Origin of the sequence: Pedobacter nutrimenti (assembly GCF_032678445.1) — a bacterium.
Lineage (GTDB): Bacteria > Bacteroidota > Bacteroidia > Sphingobacteriales > Sphingobacteriaceae > Pedobacter > Pedobacter nutrimenti_A.
This window is the reverse complement of record NZ_JAVTSQ010000007.1, coordinates 23,441-46,847: the sequence shown is the minus strand read 5'-3', so window position 1 is coordinate 46,847 and position 23,407 is coordinate 23,441. Positions and strand designations below refer to the sequence as shown.

14 protein-coding genes are annotated in these 23,407 nt (G+C 43.6%); 6 read left to right on the top strand and 8 right to left on the bottom strand.

Annotated features, from left to right (window positions below; all coding sequences use genetic code 11):
* Positions 1-18: 18 nt before the first annotated feature.
* From secA to R2S08_RS13565, 3 genes are all read right to left on the bottom strand, one after another.
* Positions 19-3,324 (bottom strand): preprotein translocase subunit SecA, encoded by a 3,306-nt coding sequence (gene secA, locus R2S08_RS13575; protein ID WP_316835700.1) that lies wholly within the window; start codon positions 3,322-3,324, stop codon positions 19-21.
* Between the two features lie 184 nt (positions 3,325-3,508).
* Positions 3,509-4,150 (bottom strand): hypothetical protein, encoded by a 642-nt coding sequence (locus R2S08_RS13570; protein WP_316835699.1) that lies wholly within the window; start codon positions 4,148-4,150, stop codon positions 3,509-3,511.
* A complete protein-coding gene (locus R2S08_RS13565; RefSeq protein ID WP_316835698.1) occupies positions 4,137-4,640 on the bottom strand; it encodes an RNA polymerase sigma factor in 504 nt (167 codons plus the stop codon). The genes R2S08_RS13570 and R2S08_RS13565 overlap by 14 nt, the downstream gene beginning before the upstream one ends.
* A gap of 176 nt (positions 4,641-4,816) precedes the next feature.
* On the opposite strand from R2S08_RS13565, the gene purD reads away from it, so the two are divergent.
* Positions 4,817-6,088 (top strand): phosphoribosylamine--glycine ligase, encoded by a 1,272-nt coding sequence (purD, locus tag R2S08_RS13560; RefSeq protein ID WP_316835697.1) that lies wholly within the window; start codon positions 4,817-4,819, stop codon positions 6,086-6,088.
* 591 nt (positions 6,089-6,679) lie between these two features.
* Here purD and R2S08_RS13555 read toward each other — a convergent pair.
* A complete protein-coding gene (locus tag R2S08_RS13555) occupies positions 6,680-7,357 on the bottom strand; it encodes a 4'-phosphopantetheinyl transferase family protein (protein WP_316835696.1) in 678 nt (225 codons plus the stop codon).
* Positions 7,358-7,478: 121 nt separating this feature from the next.
* Here R2S08_RS13555 and R2S08_RS13550 point away from each other — a divergent pair, with 121 nt between their 5' ends.
* On the top strand, positions 7,479-11,426 hold the full coding sequence (locus tag R2S08_RS13550; RefSeq protein WP_316835695.1) for a Pls/PosA family non-ribosomal peptide synthetase: 3,948 nt from the start codon (positions 7,479-7,481) through the stop codon (positions 11,424-11,426).
* 54 nt (positions 11,427-11,480) lie between these two features.
* On the opposite strand, the gene R2S08_RS13545 is transcribed toward R2S08_RS13550, so the two are convergent.
* Together R2S08_RS13545 and R2S08_RS13540 are read right to left on the bottom strand one after the other, a co-directional pair.
* A complete protein-coding gene (locus tag R2S08_RS13545; protein WP_316835693.1) occupies positions 11,481-12,617 on the bottom strand; it encodes a TlpA disulfide reductase family protein in 1,137 nt (378 codons plus the stop codon).
* Between the two features lie 97 nt (positions 12,618-12,714).
* On the bottom strand, positions 12,715-13,896 hold the full coding sequence (locus R2S08_RS13540; protein WP_316835692.1) for a formimidoylglutamase: 1,182 nt from the start codon (positions 13,894-13,896) through the stop codon (positions 12,715-12,717).
* 108 nt (positions 13,897-14,004) lie between these two features.
* Between R2S08_RS13540 and R2S08_RS13535 the strand changes: the two genes are divergently transcribed.
* The 4 genes from R2S08_RS13535 (at position 14,005) to R2S08_RS13520 (ending at position 19,699) form a co-directional block, all read left to right on the top strand.
* A complete protein-coding gene (locus R2S08_RS13535) occupies positions 14,005-14,985 on the top strand; it encodes an NAD-dependent epimerase/dehydratase family protein (protein ID WP_316835690.1) in 981 nt (326 codons plus the stop codon).
* Positions 14,986-14,992: 7 nt separating this feature from the next.
* Positions 14,993-16,288, top strand: a complete 1,296-nt coding sequence (locus tag R2S08_RS13530; RefSeq protein WP_316835689.1) for an HAD-IB family phosphatase — start codon at positions 14,993-14,995, stop codon at positions 16,286-16,288.
* A gap of 121 nt (positions 16,289-16,409) precedes the next feature.
* On the top strand, positions 16,410-17,474 hold the full coding sequence (locus R2S08_RS13525) for a branched-chain amino acid aminotransferase (RefSeq protein WP_316835688.1): 1,065 nt from the start codon (positions 16,410-16,412) through the stop codon (positions 17,472-17,474).
* A 167-nt stretch (positions 17,475-17,641) separates the two neighbouring features.
* Positions 17,642-19,699 (top strand): DPP IV N-terminal domain-containing protein, encoded by a 2,058-nt coding sequence (locus tag R2S08_RS13520; RefSeq protein ID WP_316835687.1) that lies wholly within the window; start codon positions 17,642-17,644, stop codon positions 19,697-19,699.
* 40 nt (positions 19,700-19,739) lie between these two features.
* On the opposite strand, the gene R2S08_RS13515 is transcribed toward R2S08_RS13520, so the two are convergent.
* Positions 19,740-21,542 (bottom strand): hypothetical protein, encoded by a 1,803-nt coding sequence (locus tag R2S08_RS13515; protein WP_316835686.1) that lies wholly within the window; start codon positions 21,540-21,542, stop codon positions 19,740-19,742.
* A 60-nt stretch (positions 21,543-21,602) separates the two neighbouring features.
* A complete protein-coding gene (locus tag R2S08_RS13510; protein WP_316835685.1) occupies positions 21,603-23,354 on the bottom strand; it encodes a hypothetical protein in 1,752 nt (583 codons plus the stop codon).
* Between the last annotated feature and the right edge of the window lie 53 nt (positions 23,355-23,407).

Sequence of the window (23,407 nt, the reverse complement as noted above, 5' to 3'; positions counted from 1 at the left end):
CTATATGTTTATTACAAATTACAATCCTGCACCATGGCAATTCTTGTATTTTTTGCCGCTTCCGCAAGGACAAGGCTCATTTCTGCCAATGGTAACCTCTTTACGTACCGGTTGCTGAGGCACTTGTTCACGGGTATCTTCCATTACCGCTTCGCCACCGCCTTGCTGAAACTCAGGCTTAGACATTTTTAAACGGCTGGGTGCAGGTCTTGGCGCCTGAGGGGCACGAAGATCTTCTGCTTCCTGATGTACAGGAATACCACCTTTATATAAGAAACTTACTACCTCTTTATTAACCGCATTCAGCATGTTTTTAAACAGGTTAAAAGCCTCCATTTTATAGATAACCAATGGATCTTTTTGTTCGTATACCGCATTCTGTACAGATTGTTTCAACTCATCCATTTCACGCAAATGCTCTTTCCACGACTCATCAATTAAGCCAAGAACAATTGTTTTTTCGAAAGCTTTGGTTACTTCACGTCCATTATTATCAATAGCCATTTTTAAGTTCACCGGAACCTGGATACTGCGTAAACCATCAGTAAACGGAATCACAATCTGCTCAATATGTTCTCCACGTTCTTCAAACACCTGATGCAATACCGGCATAGCCTGGTTGATCATGCCTTCTGATTTTCTGGCATAGAAGGCTGCAGCCTCTTCAAACAATTTATCCGTTAAAGTATGGATATTTCTTGCACTGAAATCTGCTTCTGTAATTGAAGTATCCAAAGAGAAGTTTTTGATCACTTCCAGTTTAAACCCTTCGTAATTTCCTTCTTCTTTATATTCTGTAACGATATCTTCTGCAACGTCGAACACCATATTGTTCATGTCCACATCCAAACGCTCTCCAAACAAAGCATTTCTGCGTTTTGCATAGATCACAGAACGCTGAGAGTTCATCACATCATCGTATTCCAGCAAACGCTTACGAATACCGAAGTTGTTTTCCTCCACTTTTTTCTGTGCACGTTCAATAGATTTGGTGATCATAGAATGCTGGATCACTTCTCCATCTTCAATACCCATTTTTACCATGATGTTAGAGATTCTTTCAGAACCAAACAAACGCATCAGGTTGTCTTCAAGGGATACGAAGAACTGAGAAGAACCTGGATCACCCTGACGTCCGGCACGACCGCGCAGCTGTCTGTCTACACGACGGGACTCGTGACGCTCGGTACCTACAATCGCCAGACCTCCGGCTTCTTTAACACCAGGCCCAAGCTTGATATCCGTACCACGACCCGCCATGTTGGTGGCAATGGTTACTTGTCCGGCCTGACCAGCTTCAGCAACAATATCCGCTTCCTTCTGGTGCATTTTCGCATTCAGTACATTGTGTTTGATACCACGCAGTTTCAGCATACGGCTCAGCAATTCTGAGATCTCTACTGAAGTGGTACCGACCAGTACAGGACGCCCAGCTTGTGTAAGTTGAACGATCTCTTCTGCCACTGCATTATATTTTTCACGAATGGTGCGGTATACATAATCCTGATGATCTTTTCTGGAGATCACCCGGTTTGTAGGAATTTCTACCACATCCAGTTTGTAGATAGACCAGAACTCACCAGCTTCTGTTGTTGCTGTACCCGTCATACCGCAAAGCTTGTGGTACATCCGGAAAAAGTTCTGTAAAGTCACTGTCGCATAAGTTTGCGAAGCATCTTCTACCTTTACGTTTTCTTTAGCCTCAATAGCCTGGTGCAAACCATCAGAATACCGACGGCCATCCATAATACGGCCTGTCTGCTCATCTACGATTTTAATTTTACCTTCATCAATAATGTATTCAACATCAATCTCAAATAAGGTATAGGCTTTCAGCAACTGATTTACCGAGTGGATACGCTCTGCCTTGATTGAATAATCACGCATCAGCTCATCTTTTCTGGCAATCTTTTCTTCACTGCTCAAAGTTGATTTCTCAATATCGGCAATCTCTGTACCCACATCAGGCAAAACAAAGAAATGAGGATCTTCACCGGATTTGGTGATCAGTTCGATACCTTTTTCGGTAAGCTCTACCTGGTTGTTTTTCTCATCAATATAGAAATACAGTTCAGAGTCTACCTTAGGCATGTTCTTAGACTGATCTGCCATATAATGGTTCTCCGTTTTCAGCAAGGTTTGTTTCACACTACCTTCACTTAAAAACTTGATCAGTGCTTTATTTTTTGGCAAACCACGGTGTGCTCTTAACAGCGCCAATCCACCTTCACCCTCTTCGGTTCCGGCTTTACCATCATTGATTAATTTTTTAGCTTCATTTAAAGCTTTGGTTACATATTCTTTTTGTGCATTAACCAGACGCTCAATCCTTGGTTTCAATTCATGAAACTCGTGCTGATCTCCAAAAGGAACTGGTCCTGAAATGATCAATGGTGTACGCGCATCATCAATCAAAACGGAATCGACCTCATCCACCATGGCAAAATGCAGCTTGCGCTGTACCAGCTGGCCTGGTTCCTGCGACATATTGTCACGCAGGTAGTCAAAACCAAATTCATTATTGGTACCATAAGTAATATCTGCCAGGTAAGCTTTTCTACGCTCGGGAGAGTTTGGTTCGTGTCTGTCAATACAATCTACCGCTAAACCATGAAATTCAAATAAAGGACCATTCCACTCCGAGTCACGACGGGCAAGGTAATCATTCACCGTAACGATATGGACACCTTGTCCGGCCAAAGCATTCAGATAGGCAGGAAGTGTACTTACTAAGGTTTTACCCTCACCAGTAGCCATCTCCGCAATTTTACCGCTATGTAATACAATACCACCAATCAGCTGCACATCGTAATGTACCATATTCCATACCACCTCATTACCGGCAGCATCCCAATGGTTGGCCCATATGGCTTTATCTCCTTCGATCTTTACATTGCTCTTTCTTGCTGCATAATCCCGGTCAAACTGGGTTGCAGTTACTTCCAGAAACTGGTTCTCAGAGAAACGTCTGGAGGTTTCCTTCACTACAGCAAAAGCTTGCGGAAGGATATCAGACAATACCACTTCGAGTTCTTTATCCCGGTCTTTGATCAGCGCATCGATCTGATCATACAAAGCTGTTTTTTCAGCCAACGACAATTCAGATTGCTCTGCATCTGTTTTAAGTCCGCCAATTCTACCGTCTATATCTGCTAATGCTTTGGCAATAACATCTTTAAAATAGACTGTTTTATTCCTTAATTCATCATTAGATAATGCTGAAAGCTTAGCGTATTCCTCATTGATCTTGATGACGATTGGCTGTATGGCTTTAATATCTCTTTCTGATTTGCTTCCAAATACCTTGGTTAAAAATCCTAACATCTCTTTATGCTTGTGTTTATTTATTTTAAAATCATCAAATTACAACAACCAAGCCACAGCAAACTATAAGTCAGATTGGCAGTTGTCGGGCGCTAAAATTACAAAATATCCTGTACTTTGCTTTAGTCTAATGACTTTATTTAACATTCTTTCTTTAGAGGTAAAAGAAAAACCGGCACACCCATTAATCTTTTAGTTCAGAAGCCAATCGTTTTAACTTGTTCAGCTCTTCCAGATTGGTCTTAAAACCATACCACTGCTTCTTGTTTAGATAGCCTATTCTTTTGGCAGCCAAATAAACTGCAGCGATAATAACCAAGGGCAGGAATACTTGGGCCAAACTGTTCCAGACACCCTCATGTTCCAGTTTTCTCGGCAAAAAGGTCAAAGGGATCAGGATACTGCTGGAAACAAAAACAAGCACCACCAGAGAGAACAAAAGCCGTTGAGGTTTACAGTAAGCTTTAATGACCTCATCAAGATATATCTGTGGACTTTGCAAATAAAGATCGGCACGCTTCAGTCCGGCACGGGCATATAGTAATAAAACGAGCACCACAATAAAACAAGCCAGCATGAGTAAAAGTGGTATGAACTCCAGAGGATAGGTATAATCGAAAGCATTGCCCAATATAAGCGCAACAAAACAGAGCGCATAAAATCCGGCCATACAAATCCCGTAAATATAACTTCTCTGTATCCTGGAAACCACAGAGCCAGATTTTTCCCTCACCATACTGGCAATCGCCTCCCCTTCAATATCGGCCGATGTCTTTACCCGGTTACCATAAGCATTCCATGCTCCTTTCAGCTCATCTAAGTTCATTTTCTGCAGTTTTAATAATACCTTCTAACTTTATTTTTATCCGGTTAATTTTCACGCCGGCATTCGTTTTAGTGATTCCCATAATTTCCCCGATCTCCTGGTAACTTTTTTCTTCTAAATAAAGTAGGATAACCGCTTTTTCAATCTGACTGAGTCGTTCAATAGCTTGCTTTAACAAACCCATATGTTCATGATCGTCCGGATTGGAACCGAGGTCGGGGATCTCAAATTCAGCACTGGAAATGGTTCTTTGCGGCGGGATCTTCTTTTCCTTTCTAAAACTGGTAATGGCTGTATTCAATGCAATCCGATACATCCAGGTACTCCGTTTAGCTTCGTTTCTAAAGGAGGGAAAGGATTTCCAAAGCTGTAAAACAATTTCCTGAAAAAGATCTTTCTGGTATTCCTTGTCCTGACAGTAGAGCTGACACACCTTATAAATAATCCCACGATGTTCGTTTATCATTTCGATAAATACTTTATCCATCATTTTAATTTTTATAGTAAGTCGTCAGCACAGCTCCTAAAATTACATCTCTTAATCTATTATTTCTAAGATCCGGAAATTACAGGTATCCGTACCTGGTACTTTTAATCTAAAACTTTAACTATAATAATTTAGTTAAAGCGGTATATTTGCTGAAAACCACAAATTATACAACATAGATGAATATCTTACTATTAGGTTCTGGCGGCAGAGAAAGCGCTTTGGCCTGGAAAATGAGCCAGTCTGTTCAATGTGAACAACTCTTCATTGCCCCTGGAAATGGCGGAACTTCTGCTTACGGAAAAAACGTTAACATCAGTCCGAACAATTTTCCTGCAGTAAAAGATCTGGTCCTGAAGGAAAAAATAGACCTGGTTGTAGTGGGGCCCGAAGACCCGCTGGTCAATGGCATCCATGATTTCTTCCTTGCGGATGAAAGTCTGGCAGCCATTCCTGTAATTGGTCCAAAAAAGGAAGGCGCAATCCTGGAAGGCAGCAAAGACTTTTCCAAACAATTTATGGCACGCCACGGCATCCCTACGCCTGGATCAAAGTCTTTCACCAAGGAAACACTGGAAAGCGGAATAGCTTATCTGGAAAAACACAGCTTTCCTGTGGTTTTAAAAGCTGACGGGTTGGCCGCTGGAAAAGGGGTTTTGATTATAGACAATCTGGCCGAAGCTCAGGAAGAACTTAAACTGATGCTTAGCGGTAAATTCGGCGATGCCGGAACAACTGTTGTTATAGAAGAGTTTTTAACGGGAATCGAACTTTCTGTATTTGTATTAACAGATGGGGAAAATTATGTGATCTTACCGGAAGCGAAAGACTATAAGCGCATTGGTCAGGGCGATACAGGTTTGAATACCGGCGGCATGGGTTCAGTTTCTCCTGTTCCCTTTGCGGATGAGAAATTCCTGGCTGAGGTAGAAAAGACCATCATCATTCCAACCATTAATGGTTTGAAGAAAGACAAAATAGACTATACGGGTTTTATTTTCTTTGGTTTGTTCAAAGTAGGCGATAAGCCAATGATCATCGAGTACAACTGCAGAATGGGTGATCCGGAAACGGAAAGTGTTATGCCTCGTATAGAAAACGACCTGGTAGAACTGTTCCAAGCCACAGCTCAAAGAAAATTAAAGGATGTAAAAATCCGCATCAGTCCTAAAAATGCAGCAACCGTAATGATCGTTGCTGGCGGATATCCCGGAACCTACGAGAAAGGCAAAAGCATTAGCGGACTGGATAATGTCAGACAATCGACTGTTTTTCATGCAGGAACCCTTTCTGAAGGAGGTATCATTAAAAGCAATGGCGGCCGCGTACTGGCCGTAACCAGCTTACAGGATAGTCAGTTTGAAGCCTTGCAATCTGCAACCGCAGATGCAGCACGCATCTATTTTGACGGCAAATACTTCCGGGAAGATATCGGTTTTGATCTGATGTAATTATACAAAAAATGCTAAACGAAGCCTGCTGCCAAAACAGCGGGTTTTGTTTTTTAAAGCTCATCCAGATTGTATCGGGAATAGAGCAGGTGTACAGGAGGTGTGTTGGAGGTGAATTGTTCGGAAAATTCTGTACAGCTGCTTCAAGACTAACGATATCAGGCGGGCCGAAAAGGCCCGCAGATCTCTGAGGTCTTTCCGCAGCGTACGAAAATTTTCCGTAGCAAATTGCAGAGGGAGGGTGGTGATCAGACAGGGTGCAAATAGGGTAAGACACAGGGTGCAAATAGTTATGTCTTGGTTTATATTCCTAGCAGAGTGAGTCCGGTCTGAGTCCGGAGTAAGTCCGGGTTTTTGTGGAAAAACCCGGACTTACTCTGCTCTAATCAGGCACTAATTCTGGAGTCAATATAAACCAGGACTATACTGTCTTCCTACGCGCCATGCCTGGACTCCCCCTCCAGCTAAGCGCGTAAAAAAACAATATTACTCAGGGGAGACCTCAGCTTTCGAAGCAGCTCGCGTAGCGAGGCGCAGAAAGCGTAGTCTACGAAGAGTAATATTGTTTTTTCAACAAGTTTTTATCCAAACCTACCTTTTCTTAAGCACGATTTCTGGAAACGCAATGCTGCTTGCTACCCAGCAAGGATACTCCGGGCCGGTATCCACTTGATGAAAGTAGAATGATCTGCCCTCATACGACAAATGGCTTCCAATAGCATTGACTTTATCCAATGGCAACTGAACCCCCATTCCGGTCGCTTTTAAAAAAGCTTCCTTTTTAGACCAGGCGCTGAAAAAACAGGCATTCTGATCCGGACCCTGATAGATTTTTACCCATTCTTCTTTTGTAAAATAGTTAATATAATCCTTTAGATCAATGGGAATGACCTTTTCCAGATCAACCCCAAGTTCTCCACCTATTTGTGCAGCGCAGACTACCCGCTCTCCGGAATGAGAGATATTGAACTGAAAATCGCCATCAAAAAAAGGCCTGCCATAGCGACCATATTGCATGGCAGAAAGTGAATGAGGCTGGTTAAGATCCTCCAGCATTTTTTTCAGCAGCAACCTGCCGCCCAGCTTTAATGCCCGGTCTTGCGGGGAATGATAAGCCCTGATTTCTTCCTGCATACGGACAGGCAGTTGCTCCATCTTCGCCTCAAAATGAGCCTCGGATTCCTCCGCCCGGCATTCGCTGAAATCAATATAAATTCTTTTATTCTGATCCTTTCCTGTCACATTTTTATTATTTAACGCTCTATACATGCCACTTAGCTCCTGTCTTTAGAAAAGACATCAAACACTTCACAAAAATAATGTATTTTGGTACTTCATAGAGGCAGCTGCCACTCTCTCTATTTTTCTATCTAAATGAACGCATATTGATATGATGCCTGTGAGTATGGTTACCGGACCTTTAAAACCGGAAATTCTCCGCGAGGAAACCCTGGCAGATCTGTTTCGGGAAACGGCTAAAAAACATGCGCAGCACACAGCGCTGATTTTTAACCAGACTTCCCTTTCCTACGCTGAACTGGATCAGTGGAGTGACGCTGTTGCCCGGTTTTTAAACCAGCAAGGGATTGGAAAAGGTGCTAAAGTAGGCATCTGGTGGCCTCGTGGCCTGGAATTGCATGTGGCTATCCTGGGCATCATTAAGGCAGGAGCAGCTTATGTACCCTTAGATCGGGAAATGCCTGCCGAACGGGTGGAACTGGTGATGAATGAAGTAGGTGCATCAGCTTGTTTCTGTGAGCATCAGATCAACGCCAGCTGTTTACAGTTAGAAGTTCCACCGCGTGGAGCAGAGAAAAATGCAGGAGCTACAATAACCAGTTCTGATGCGGGGCCTGATGAGGATGCTTACGTCCTGTATACCTCCGGCAGCACCGGAAAACCTAAAGGAATTCCTATTACGCACCGCCAGATCTGTCATCTGGTCCGTGCCGAACAATATATTTTTAATATCCTGCCAACGGACAAAGTATACCAGGGTTTCTCTGTATCCTTTGACATGTGGTGTGAGGAAACCTGGGTAAGCTATCTAGCCGGGGCTACACTCTGGATAGCAGACAATACGACATCCAAGGCCATTGACGAACTCAGTGATACGCTGCGTACACAGGGCATCACCATCTTGCATGCGGTACCCAGCCTGCTGGCCGTTGTGGAAGATACCATTCCCTCTATCAGACTTATCAATGCCGGTGGAGAGGCTTGTACGCCACAGGTATTGGCCCGGTGGGCAACGCCTTCCCGAAGATTCTTTAACAGTTACGGACCTACAGAAACAACCGTATCGGCCACCATGGCTGAATTGCGTCCGGGTGACAACATCACCATAGGATTGCCTATTCCAAATTATGGCCTTGCGGTTGTAGATGAGCAATATAACCCCGTACCACTTGGAGAACGGGGGGAATTGGTAATCTCCGGTCCGGGCGTCTCTAATGGTTATGTGGACCTTCCCGAACTTACCGCAGAGAAATTTTTGAATAAACCAGAGCCTCTTGCCCTGATGCCGGGAGACCGGATTTACCGTACCGGCGATGCCGCCACGATCAATGCCGACGGAAGTATAGACTTTCTTGGCCGTCTGGATGACCAGATCAAACTCAGGGGCTACCGGATTGAACTGGGAGAAATTGAAAGCCGGTTAAATGCCCTTCAAGGGGTATCTGCTGCTGCTGTAGCGGTAAAAAAAGACAGCAATGACCAGGATCAGCTGGTGGGTTATCTTGTTCCCGATGGCACCATCAATTTAGACGATGCACTGATCCGGCTGGAACTGGCCAAATTCCTGCCCCCCTATATGGTTCCGGGCACTATAGCCATTCTTTCAGAAATGCCACGGATGCCCAGCGGAAAAGTGAACAGGAAAGCGCTTCCAGTACCAGAAGCCATGTTGAGTACACCCGCAGACCTTTCCGGGGAAACACTGGATGTAAATGCCCCGTTGCCAGACCGGGTGCTTGCCATGCTCAGGAAGACTTTTCCGGGCAGAGAGATTAGCCTTGATCTTGATTTTTTTACCGACTTAGGTGGACACTCCCTTTTGGCGGCGGCCTTTATTTCCAAACTCCGCAACGACTGTAATATCCCCTATGCCTCATTAAAAGACGTTTACACGCATCGGCCGCTCAGCAGCCTGGTCAAGGTATGGGAATCGGTTCCACAACAAGCGCCGCCAAAGCAAAGTATCTTTAATAAAATACCACAATGGAGATACCTGGCCTGCTGGCTGGCACAGAGCATTTCCCTGTTGCTCATCTATGGATTGTTTGCTATACAAATATTTGTTCCTTATCTGGGCTATTATTATGTACGGGAAAGTACAGAAAAATTGTCCTATGGAATTGTTACTGCACTGGGACTTTATTGCCTGATTCCACCCTTTTTCACTTCCCTGAGTATTTTAGTGAAACGGCTGGTCATCGGGAAGATCCGTGCCGGGGATTATCCGCTGTGGGGAAGTTATTATTTCCGGTGGTGGTTTGTGAAGACCATACAAGCTTTAATTCCGACCCAGTTTATGAATGGAACGCCAATTTACCCGGTGTACCTGCGTATGCTTGGTGTTAAAGTGGCCCCTACTGCACAGCTTAGTTCATTGACCATTGGTGCAGAAGATCTGCTCACCATAGGAGAAGATGTCAGCATCAGTTCCCAGGTGGTTTTTAACAATGCAGTTGTGGAAGATGGCTGGCTGAAAATCCGCAGCATTCATATTGGAGATCATGCCTATATTGGCAGCAGTGCCATTATTTCTGCCGATGCCACGGTAGAAGAATGGGGCGAACTTCAGGATTTAAGCCACTTGCAGTCCGGGCAAAAAATAGGTGCCCGTGAAGTCTGGAAAGGTAGTCCGGCCCAGCTCAAAGAAACCAAAACTATGGAAGAGCTTCCTCAGCCCTTGCCGGTCACTGCGGCTAAACGCAGTTTGTACAGCTTTATTTTTACGGTATTGCTGATTCTTTTTCCTGTCATCATTTTATTGCCCCTGCTACCTACCATACTGGTTTTAAATGCAATGGATGATGCGGCACCAGACTATAATTTCAATTATATGATCACTGTGCCCCTACTGGCCATTTCTTATATCCTTTTATATGCTTTTGAAACCATAGCGGTGACCAGGTTGCTGCAGTATGGCATTAAACCAGGAAAACATTCTATTTACAGCGGTTTCTATGTGCGCAAATGGCTGGCAGACCAATTGATGTCCTTAAGTCTGATTGTGATGCATCCAATCTATGCCACCGTTTTCGTAGCCCCATTTTTCAGGTTGCTGGGTGCAAAAGTGGGTAAGAATACAGAAATTTCAACCGCCAGCAATGTGACCCATCCTTTGCTTGAAATCGGTGATGGTGCTTTTGTTGCTGATGCGGTGACGCTGGGTGAGTCGGATGTCCGCGGACAGCAGCTCATCCTGGACAAAACCATTATAGAAAGTAAAAGCTTTGTTGGAAACAGTGCGCTCATCCCACAGGGTTATCACCTGCCCGGAAATATGCTGATCGGAGTATTGTCTACACCGCCAGATCAGCAGCAACTTGCCGGCTCTGATGCAAAAGACTGGTTCGGCTCTCCTGCCATTGCACTACCGCGACGCCAGGAAAGCAATCCTTTTCCGGATGAACTGACCACCACTCCATCATTTCCAAGAAAAGTGGCCAGAACAATTACAGAGTTTATCCGCATCATTACACCAGAAACAGCCATCATTTGCTTTAGTATTTTATTTATTGCCCTTGGGCATGATCTGATCACCCAAAAGCCCTTATGGAAAGTTCTATTGCTCTTTCCTTTCTATTACCTTGGCCTTATGGGGCTTCCGGCTTTTCTGATCACCGTCCTCTTTAAATGGCTTTTTGTAGGAAAATACAAAGCCAAACAAAGCCCGATGTGGACATGGGAGGTTTGGCGCAGTGAAGCCATTACTTCAACTTACGAGGCTTTATCCGTTCCATTCCTGCTGGAATATCTGAAGGGAACCCCCTGGCTGCCTCTTGCCCTTCGTTTGCTTGGGGTAAAAACCGGGAAACGGGTCTGGATGAACACCACCGATGTAACCGAATACGACATGGTCAGCATTGGGGACGACTCTGCGCTGAATGAAGATTGCGGACCGCAGACGCATTTATTTGAAGACCGGGTGATGAAAGTCGGTCCGGTAAAAATAGGGGCAAGAACAAGCATAGGCGCGCGCAGTATTATTCTATATGACAGCGAGATTGGCAATGACGTTAAGCTGGAGGCACTCTCTCTGGTGATGAAAGGAGAAGTCCTGGCGCCCGGAACCTCCTGGACAGGTAGCCCGGTAAAACCTGTATAAATAAAAAAAGCTATCTGAGATCAGATAGCTTTTTTTATTTATTTATTATTTTTCTTATTTGGAAGCACCCAACAAGTCACCCAGTTTCTTGTGCAATTCTTCTCCCCTAACGTTTTTAGCAACAATCTTACCTGAAGGATCAATCAGGAAATTGGCAGGAATTGCACGAACACCATACATTTTGGCTGCAGCATTGTTCCAGCCTTGAAGATCAGAAAGCTGTGTCCAGTTCAGGCCGTCTTTTTCAATGGCTTGTACCCAGGCATCTTTTTTACCTGGCTGATCCAGGGATACACCTAGAACAGTGAAGTTTTTATCTTTAAATTTATTGTATGCGGCTACTACATTTGGATTTTCTCCGCGGCATGGTCCACACCATGAAGCCCAGAAATCAACCAATACATATTTTCCACGGAAATCAGACAATTTAACCGGCTTATCATTCACGTCGTTTTGCGTAAAATCCATAGCCATTTGTCCTACGGCCGTTTTCTTGCCAGACTCGATGGTTTCAGAAATGCTCTTACCTAAATCCGTTGCTTTTACTGCTGCAGAAAATTTATTGAAATCAGCTTCTGTACCCTGAGGATCGGCGTCCAGGTCCATACTTCCTCTGAAAGCCACCAAAGCAATATAAGAATTTCTGTTTTCAGCAATGAATTTCTTATTGATTGGAGCCATTTCTTTCTCAATTGCATCAGAACGTTCTTCCAGAGATTTTCTGAAAGCCGGGTCCTGACGTTGCTCAGCTGTTTTGGCATAATATTCGGCAGACAAAGCGTTCATCTTGTCATTTGGAGATTTTAACAAGGCTTTTAATTTTGCATTGTCGTCGTTCACCAAAGAACCTTTAACAGAAGCTTTTTTTACAGAATCAGCCGCATTAACAGTGATCACTTTGTTTTCTACATAGAAAGAAAGTACGTCACCTGCTTTTCTTTGGTCTACAGGGCTTGCATCGTGTTTCAGGATCAAACGGGCTTCAGCTGGCGCAGTTACTTTTCCTTTGAACTCAAAAACACCGTTTTTTAATTCAGCCGAATCTACGACTACCGCTTTAGCAGTGCGGTATTGTAAATAGGCTTTGGCCGGTGCATTGAGTGCACCTACTTTTCCTTTAATGGTGTATCCGTCTTGTGCCATCGCTGCCAATGGCAATAAGAAGGCAGCAGATAAAATGGTTTTTTTCATTTGTGGGTTTATTTTTATGATAATAGTTTGCGATTTATTAAAACGTTAATCAAAGCTAATTATTGTCTGCAAATTTCTGTTAATCACTACACAAAAATTACAATAACTTTTGATAGGTACGCCACCAGAGGTCAGGAACTTCGCCATTTACCGCGGTATTGTAATCTTCATAACGGCATGGGATCAGGTGGTAACGCTCATTTTTGGAAACCCCGCTAGGATAAGGCACCTGCATCCACCAGCGATCTGATTTCTTGCTTTTTACAAAAAGCATTTCACCGGGCCCCTCATTCAGACTGGTTCTGTAGATCAGGTACTGGGATTTGGGTGTTAAAGGAAAATCTTTTTTCCGGTTGTAATACCCATCTACGAAATACCAAACCATTTGTGCCAGCAACATTGCACTTTGTCCGTTATTGTCAAAGGCCGGATTAAATTCATAGAAACCGATCGAAGTAAGTTTATCGTTCATACCGGCATACCTGGTGATCCTGCAGGCCTGCTCCCCATAGAAACCATTTGGCCCCGCATTGGCGTTGGCTCCTGCATCAGAAGACCGGATGGCAGAAAGATCAAAGCTGAGCATATTGGCGTTTCTGATAATGGGCTCTGCCGGGCTGATGTCTTCCGAGAATTCGCCTAACCGGTGTACATCAAAATAAAGCTTATTCATTACCCTAAGGCTATCCTGATTCACAAAATAAGTCTGATAACCAATATTGCTGAAATTGAACAAGTAGTTAGGCTGATGTAAAAAGATCTTGTTGAGATAGGTATCAGAACGGGCTTCTATTCCCTCATGATCATCTTCATCCAGGTCAAAGCGGTTATCGACCACCACAAGATCTACTTTTTGCTCCAGGGCCTCATAAGCCATATATTGCGCATAAGTCAGGTCTTGCCCTCCGCCAATAATAACGGGCAGGATGTGAAGTCTGATCAGTTCAGCCACCACCATTTTGACAGCGATATAGGTATCAGAAATACTTGCACCAGCTTTAATGTTTCCTAAGTCAACGATTTTACTGGTAAAATCGCCTTCATGGAGCAGATAGAATTGTGACCTGAAATAATCCGGGCCAAGCGCACAGCCATTGTTGTTTACCGCAGCCCGGTCATCGAGTACACCTATAATGGCAATATCATAGCTATTTTCTTCCAGTTCAGGAAATTCATCAGTGTAAAAACTGGCCTTTAATCCCAGTTGACTGGTATAAAATCCCGGTTTAGGCGTGATTTTATCAAGGCTTAAAGGAGAAAAAAAATCTGATAAGGACATAAAGTAATATAATCTATGGCATCAAATATCTATTTTTGAGAGCATATATTAATAAGAGTACGTTTAAATAAATTTTAAACATACCCCGAACATCCTAAAAGAAATGAAATGATACTGGTTACCGGCGCTACTGGATTTTTAGGAGCAGAACTGATCCAACAACTCACCCGTGAGGGCATCAGGGTACGTGCACTGAAAAGAACAACCTCTTTAATTCCTGAATTACTCGTTACTGAGCCCTTAATTGAGTGGGTAGTGGCCGACATTAATGATCTGGCCGCATTGGAGGAAGCCTTTGAAGATATTACGCAAGTTTATCATTGTGCGGCAATGGTTTCTTTCAACCCAAAAGACAAGGAACAACTGCTCAGAATAAATATTGAAGGCACCAGTAATGTGGTTAATATTTGCCAGGAAAAAGGCATCCGGTTGCTTCATGTAAGTTCAGTGGCCGCTTTGGGCAATCCTAAAAAAGGCATGGCACTGATTACAGAAGATGACTATTGGGTCTATGATGCCCATGTACATGCTTATGCCATTTCCAAATATGAAGGAGAAATGGAGGTTTGGAGGGGAATTGCTGAAGGCCTGAATGCCGTAATTGTGAATCCATCTGTCATAATTGGCGCAAATGCGGGTTTTGAGGGTAGCGGGGCTATATTTAAATTGGTCAAAGAAGGGCTGTCCTATTATACCAAAGGGGCTACCGGCCTGGTAGACGTACGCGATGTTGCCCATGCGATGATTGCCTTAATGAATAGCGGAGAAAGCGAAGACCGGTTTATCCTCTCGTCCGAGAATTACAACTACCAGACTTTGTTCAGTTCCATTGCCAGAGGTTTTGGCGTTAAAGCGCCTGCCAAAGAGGCCAGGGCCTGGATGCTCGGCATTGCCTGGAGGGCCGCAAAAATCATTTCTATCTTTACCGGCAAACCCGCTGCATTAACCAGTGATGCCGCCAGAAGCAGCCTGAACGAGAGTTTGTACAGCAACGATAAAATTAAAAAAACCATAGGTATAGAGTTCAGACCACTAGAACTTAGTATTGCAGAAACCTGCACCGCCCTGCTAAACAGGGTTAAAAATTAAAATTGACATGAATCAAAAGAACTACTACATTATTGATTTCGACAGTACTTTTACCCAGGTGGAGGCCTTGGATGAACTGGCGCGTATTTCCCTTAAAAAGCATCCGGACAGAGAATTGATCTATAAAAAGATTGAAGACTACACCAATCTGGCCATGGAAGGAAAGCTTTCTTTCGGGGAGAGCCTGGCACAGCGCGTAAAATTACTGGAAGCAGACGAGAACCACCTGAAACAGCTGATCAAACACCTGAAGAAAAAGGTTTCCAGTTCTTTTTCCCGTAATGCAGAATTTTTCAAGAAACATGCGGACGAGGTACTTATTGTTTCAGGAGGATTTAAAGAATTTATTACGCCCGTGGTGAGCCAGTACCACATCAAGAAGGAAAATATTTATGCCAATACTTTCGTAACCACTGGTGATGGCAAGATTATCGATTATGATCATGCCAATCCTTTAAGTGAGGAAGGTGGCAAAGTGAAGCTGATGCAGCACCTGAACCTGGAAGGCGATCTGTATGGTATTGGGGATGGCTATTCTGATTTCCAGCTCCGGGAGAGCGGGCTGATCAAGAAATTCTATGCGTTTACAGAGAATATTGCCCGGGAGAGCATTGTTAAAAAAGCCGACCACATTACACCTAGTTTCGATGAATTTCTATACGTAAACAACTTGCCAAGGGCCATTTCTTATCCTAAAAACAGGATCTTATGCCTGGTGATCGGTAATGCAACACCGGAGAGCATTGATCTGCTAAAAAAGGACGGCTTTTCGATACGCCACAAAGAGACTTTTGAGGAAAAATATGTAGCTGATGTGCATATGCTGCTCCTGGCGGATGGCGAGCATGTTGAACCGGAGACTTTAAAAAGAGCCATTAAACTTAAAACCATTGGTTACCTGGGCAACGCCAAAAGGCTGGAACTTCAAACCTGTACGGAGATGGGTATAGTGGTTTTTGATGACCCGAAACACAATCCGCGCAACCAGAATTTCATTCCTAAGCGGATGATCGACTTTATGAATACCGGCACCACCTATATGAGCCATAATTTCCCGAACCTGCAATTGCCAAGGATAGAGAAATCACACAGGCTGATCCACATTCACCACAATATTCCTGGAATTATGGCGAAGATCAACACCATTTTCGCCAAACATGACATCAATATCGTGGGACAGTTCCTGATGACCAACCCGACGATTGGTTACGTGATCACAGACATTAATGCCCAATATGATAAAGCCCTTTTTAAAGCGCTTAAAAAAATTGAGCAAACCATTAAATTCAGGGTATTGTATTAAAGACTAAAGTATGGGTTTTCAGGGCTCTTAGTGTAATAAACACACCATTTAATCTGAAATTAAACCAGCGCGGAATAGGTTTTTTTAACTACTTTTGATTGAATTTTTAGAATATACGGCAGTGACAGAGACTTTAAACATTAAAACCACTAAAGCTACGCAGTCCAGATTAGCTGGGACTGACTTAACAAACCTGCCTTTTGGCAAGGTTTTTACTGATCACATGTTTATCGCAGAATACGATAATGGCGAATGGACGAACCTGCAGGTCCTACCTTATGGTCCGATCCCAATGAGCCCGGCGATTTCTGCCCTACACTATGGACAGGCTATCTTTGAAGGCATGAAAGCTTACCGCCAGGCGGATGGTAAGATCAGTGTTTTCAGAGCAGACAAGAATTTTGAGCGCTTCAACAAATCAGCGGTCCGGATGTCTATGCCGACCATTCCTGAAGAAGTCTTTATGCAGGGTATTGCAGCCCTGATTAAAACAGATGAGGCCTGGGTTCCTAATCAGGATGGTTATTCCCTGTACCTTCGTCCGGTGATGTTTGCTACAGACCCTTATTTAGGTGTCCGTGCTTCAGACAAATATATTTTTGCTGTGCTGACCACACCAACAGGCCCATATTACAGCAAAGCCCTGAAAGTTAAAATTGAAACTGAATATACGCGTGCCGATGAGGGTGGTGTTGGTTTTGCCAAAACTGCCGGTAATTATGCCCGTTCTTTATATCCTTTTGCGGAAGCTTTAAAAGAAGGCTTTGATCAGTTGATCTGGACAGATGCAGTTTCGCATGAGTTTATTGAAGAAGCTGGTACAGCCAATCTGCTTTTTGTGATTGACGGAAAACTGGTTACACCTTCTGTAAGAAACACCGTATTGGATGGGGTAACCAGAGATACGATCATTCAGCTTGCCCATAAAGCAGGTGTTGAAGTAGAAGAAAGAAGGGTAAGCGTTAAAGAAGTGATTGCAGGTATTGAGAGCGGCCGTTTAACGGATGCTTTTGCTGCAGGCACTGCGGCAACGGTAACACCAATCGGCGAAATCAGCTACGAAGGTAAACTGTATACCTTAACTGATCCTTCTACCCGTACGGTTTCTTCCGGTATTGCAAAAACGCTGAATGATATCCGTTACGGTCTTGCCCCGGATGAATTTGGCTGGAACTGGGTATTGTAAACCCGGTTAAAATTTACGTCATGTTTTTTCTGCATGATGATTTTCTTTGAGGCGCCTGAGAACCACAGGCGCCTTCTTTATGCGCTTAAATTGGTAACATCTGTCAGACAATTTCTTCCCTTCGTTCTTCTTTACTAATTTCAACATTTCAAACACACCTTACAAAAATGAAAAGAATTCTACTCTGCAGTTTAGCTGTAGTTTGCGCATTCAGCTTTTCAGTACATGCACAACTGAAAAGACTCAGCAAACAGCAAACTTTTGGCGGTCAGCCATCTCTAAGCACTTCTTTACCTTATCTTTCTGGCTGGAACGATGACCAGCATTTTATTGAATATAATACAAAGGCCGGAAAATTTGAAACCGTTGATGTGAAAACCGGAGCACATGCGGTGTATACCCCCCCGGTCAAACCGAAGGAGGAAACGCCGGTTAAAGAAGGCGACAAGAATCCTACCTTATCTCCCGATGGAAAGTACATGGCGTTTACCCGTAACAATGACCTCTATGCCGTAGAAGTTGCGACCGGAAAAGAGATCCGGTATACCACTGATGCTACCGATGTCATTTACAATGGTTATTCTTCCTGGGTTTATTTTGAAGAAATTTTAGGCCGCCCTACAAAATACAAAGCTTTCTGGTGGTCACCCGACAGCAAACATCTGGCCTTTATGCGTTTCGACGACACCAAAGTTCCTATGTTTCCGATCAATGGATCTACCGGCCAGCATGGCTATACCGAGAAAACCAGGTACCCAAAAGCGGGCGACCCCAATCCTGAAGTGAAGATTGGCTTTGTACCTTCAGCGGGCGGAAAAGTGATCTGGGCAGATTTCAATGAAAAAGACGATCAGTATTTTGGCACACCGTATTGGAGCTTTGACAGCAGGAACATGATGGTTCAGTGGCTAAACCGCGGTCAGGATAACCTGAAATTCTATAGTGTTGACCCCTTGATCGGCTCAAAGAAAGAGATTTATGATGAAAAGCAAAGTTCCTGGATTGACCTGGATTATGATGGCCGTATTGAATACCTGAAAGACAATAAACATTATATCCTGAAAAGTGACAAAACAGGCTGGGCACACTTTTACCTCTATACCCTGGCCGGCAAACTGGTCAATCCGATCACCACTGGAAAATGGCAGGTGACCCGTTTGCTCAAAGCAGATGAACAGCATAAGGTGATCTATTTTATGGCACGCAAGGAGGCTTCTACGCGTACAGATTTGTACCGTGTTGACTACAGTGGTAAAAATCTGAAGCGGCTAACCTTTGGCGATTATACCCATCAGGTAGAACTTTCCCCTTCGGGCGATAAATTTATAACCACTTATTCCAATGTTTCTACCCCACCAAAAAGGGCATTGCTGGACAATAATGGAAAAATCCTGAAAGAATTAGGGGACAGCAAATCAGCGGAATTTGGCCAATATGCTTTTGGTAAAACAGAGATGATCACCATTCCTACAGATGATGGCTATCTTTTGCCTGCAGTGATCACTTACCCAACAGATTTCGATAAGACCAAACGTTATCCGGTTATTTTCAGCATGTATGGTGGTCCGAATGCAGGGACCGTAACCAATACCTGGAAAGGAACGGCCAATCAATGGTGGGCAAATGAGGGTATCGTACAAATCTCGGTTGACCACCGGGCTTCGGGTCAGTTTGGAAAAGAAGGTGTTGCTCTGATGCACCGCAACCTTGGCAAATGGGAAATGAAAGACTATATGACCGCAGGCAGGTGGTTAAAAGCCCAGCCTTGGGTAGACCAGAAGAAGCTCCTCATTACCGGGCACAGCTATGGAGGGTATATGACCTGCATGGCTTTAACTTATGGAGCAGATGTTTTTGACTATGGATATGCTGGTGCTCCGGTAACCAGTTGGGAACTGTACGACAGCCATTATACAGAACGCTTTATGGATACGCCACAGGAAAATCCGGAAGGATATAAGAATGCCTCGGTACTGACTTATGCCGACCGTTACAAGGGATTGCTGCGGATTATGCATGGCGATATGGACGATAATGTACATATGCAAAACACCATACAGCTGATCGATAAACTGGAAAATTTAAACAAACATTTTGAACTGATGATCTATCCGGGCGGAAGACACGGTTGGGGCGGGGTAAAATCAGCCCACGATCTTTCTGAACGGATTCGTTTTTATTACACGAATTTGCTCAACAAACCAGTTCCGGCTGAATTGTTATAATCCCATTCTACAGAAAAGGGCTGCATAATTGCAGCCCTTTTCATTGATGCTCTTGTTTACGTTGCGCCCTTCTTTTCTGGCGGTTTGCCCTGCGCTTATCTCTTTCGGTTTTCATTTTTTCGAACCGGGCAACCTGAGCTTTGATTTGCCCCTCTTTTTGAGGAGTTACACCAACACTATACTTAATGCCCTGGAACAGCGATTTCCAGATCAGGTTAAAGAAAGAGCGGTCAGACGCTCTGTTATAGTTAATAACCGCTTTACTGAGTATTCCTTCTTTACTGGGATTCTGCGGATTAATGATCAGGTTGTTGGCCAGGAAAGACAGAAAACCCTGGCGGATCAGCCAGGCTGTTCCAGCCTCCCGCTTCAGGACGGCAATGGCCAGGTCATGATACTTAAAAACCATATTGCCAGATGCGCCATATTCATTTGCTTTCAGATCAAAACTCAACTCATCCACTACACCACTTTTGATATGTACCATGCCCAGGGGTTTGGTTACAGCATTCATTGCCGGACCATTCAGTCCGTGAAGAAGGCCGGAATAAGTAAAAGCGCCATCCTCTGCCAGCAAATCAAAGCTGAATTTTGTATCTAATTTTCCCTGTCCCATCATATAAGTAGTCAGGTCTGCAACCATAAGCTTGTTCTTTTGCTTTTCGGCCGGAGCATTGGTAATGTTGGTGATGGTTCCTGAAGTATTTTCGAAAGTGATCTTTCCTTTTTGTTTGCTGTTCCGGTCAAACTCCGCGTAAGCGATATTAAGGTGGTAGAGGTCCAGTTTCCGGATCGTGATCTTACTGCCTACTTTCTGCAAAAGCTGGTGCGGGTATTTTCCCATTTTGGGTTCTTTTGGCTTTTCCAGTTCATTGTTGTTAAATACAGAAACTGTACCATCACCAATACTCATTTGCCTGGCAAACAGCTCCTGCTTCTTGATATACAGCGGCAAATTAATTCCGGTCAGCTGAAGATCGTTCATCCGGATACTGTATCTGTCTTTCGCATAACCAGCTTTCTGACCAAATTCCATTTCACTATACCTGGGCAGCAGCTCAAATTTATCTACATGGAGTAATCCTGTCGAAGCCTTAAAGTTCATTTCCGAAAGATGAATATTGTAAAGACTGTCGGGGGTGGCATAGGAATAATCATCCAGGTTGAGCATGATGTCTTTAAGCAGGTACATCCGGGTGGTATCTTTTGCAGAGTCCTTGTCAATCAGCCAGTCGGCAAGGGTAACATTCAGGTTGGCAATGGAGTCTACGATGGGCTTTTCCTTATTGTTATCCACATATTTGAAAGCAGCCTCCCGGAAATTCACCGTATCTACACTCAGTTCTTTCAGTACTTTCGAGATATAATCATAGGGAGACTTTAAAGGCCGGGGCGCCCTGTTTTCGTTATAATCCATCTGGCGGTTCACCATAGTGATCTTTGGCCGGTTAATTTCTATCTCATCTATATTCAGCCTTTTGTCTTTGAACATCCGGAACAAATGAAAATTCAGTACAGACAATTTCCGGAGTTCTATATGATAGACATTATTGGGTGCTTTTTTTAATAGTCTTAATTTTTCCAATACCGCTGGATCCGGCGTTAGCTTCACATTGGAAAGACTCGCATTTGCCGTCAGAAGGTTAATGCTTAAACCTGTAAAATCAAGATGGTACAGCCCTTGCGTTGAACGGGGCACAAGTTCACGGAGTTCCTGTTCAATAAGGGGTTTAATGCGAAGTCTGAAATATATAAATCCCGTTCCAAAAACCAGAAAGACAACCAGTGCCGCCAGGGCCATCCATTTAACGCTATTGAACTTTTTCGTGATCTGATCTGGCATTTGTTAAGGCAAATATCTTTTCTAAGATACAATTTTATCCATACAGAGTACATCTGGTCTTTAGCCTTTTGTTTTCTTTTCCAGACGTTGTTTCTTTTTATCTTTTACCTTTTCATAGGCTTTCTCCGGACTTTTGACCTCCACCATCCCAATACCTATGGTCTCCCGCATGCCTACAAAAACACCTTTCCAGAGCAAATTAAAAAAAGAAGCTGCCGGACTGCGCTGAAAAACAATATGTGCAGTCCGGGGGGCTTTACCTTCAGAGGGGTTGGCGTCAATGATCACCAGTTTATTTGCCAGAAAGGATAAAAATCCCTTTTTTTTCGCCGGTGCACCATCTTCTCCTTCTTTGAGTATAGCAACTTTAAGGTCTTTGTAATAAAAGTGCATCGTTCCCTTTGCGCCCTGAAGATTGGCCTGAATATCAAAATCAGCCTTCTGCACTTTCCCTTGTTCAATTTTAACCAACCCAAGCGATTTCGCCAAAGGATTGAGTGCGACCATATCCATTGGGCCAATATTACCGGAATAGTGAAAAGCGCCATTTTTATCCTGAAGGTTAAAATCAATTTTCACATGCAAATCGGCTGCTTTCATCACTCTTGTCCGCAGATCAGCATAGGCATGACTTTTCTTAGGCAATTGCAAGGTGTCATTAGCGATGTTGAGCAATTGTCCGTGCAAATGATTCAGTTCAACAGTTCCTTTTTGTTTTGCAATGGGATTGTACTCAGTATAGGCGATATCTATATCGTGCAGCTGTATGGTATCCATCAACAATTGCAAAGGCAAGCGCTGAAGGGCAATATGTGGATAATTTCTTCCTTTATCAAAAGAGGGCGGTGGAAGTTCCCGGTTCATAAAGATCGCGGCTTTTCCCGGCCCTACCTGGAGAGAACTGGCATGTAGCCGGCCTTCGTCGTCCAGCCTGGTAAAATTGAGCCCTTTAAAATCCATGGCAGAAAAGTCCAGATGATAACGGTCCTTTTGGACTTTATATTTCCGTGTAAACTCGAGTTCTGCATACATCGGAATCATTTTAAGTCCTCTGATTTTCAACGTCCCACCTGTAGCGGAGCCTCGAAGAGTATCTACCTTCATGGTATACATCTTGTCTTTACTGAGTGCACTGTAACCAAACAACTCAAATGCGACATCTTTTGCATAATAAAACCGGGTTGGATCATGCCTGGAAGCAGAATCCAGTAACAAGTCTTCTACCCTAAGATTGAAATGTCTGATCTGATGTAGTTTCTCCCAACTGGTTCCGCTGATATAGTCTATATCCGCATTGTTCATCTTAATTTGTCCTACATGTACAGATTTAAATGTTCCTGAAAGCATCTCAAACAAAGAAGGTCCTTCCTCTTTTTTCTTCCTGGCTCTGTCATTGTGGATCATATGCACAGACGGCTGGTCCAGAAGGATTCTTGAAATATCTATCTTCTTTTTAAAATAAGCTTTCAGCACGGATATTCCTGAAAGCCTGAGGTGAGCCAATTTCACCTGGAAGATGTTCGAAGGCGCCAGACCACGGTCTCTTAGCACACGAAATTCAGCGGTATCCGGTATCAGCGTAAGGGTATCCAGCGTTACATTTCCGAGAAGTATGTTTAAATGAATGTCTTTGAAATCTATTTTATATAAATGATGTGACCCCTTGTATACTTCAGTTTTGATCCTTTTGGTGATACGTGGTTTCCATTTAATACTAAAATACAGAACAGCTGCTCCGATAAGCAGAAACAGGGACAGAAAGGAAACTATGACCCATTTCCATATTGCAGACATTTTTCGTTGTTTGGTCATAAGCATCAGATCAAGAAACAGAATCCACACAATATCTCTGCCACTTTGTCATT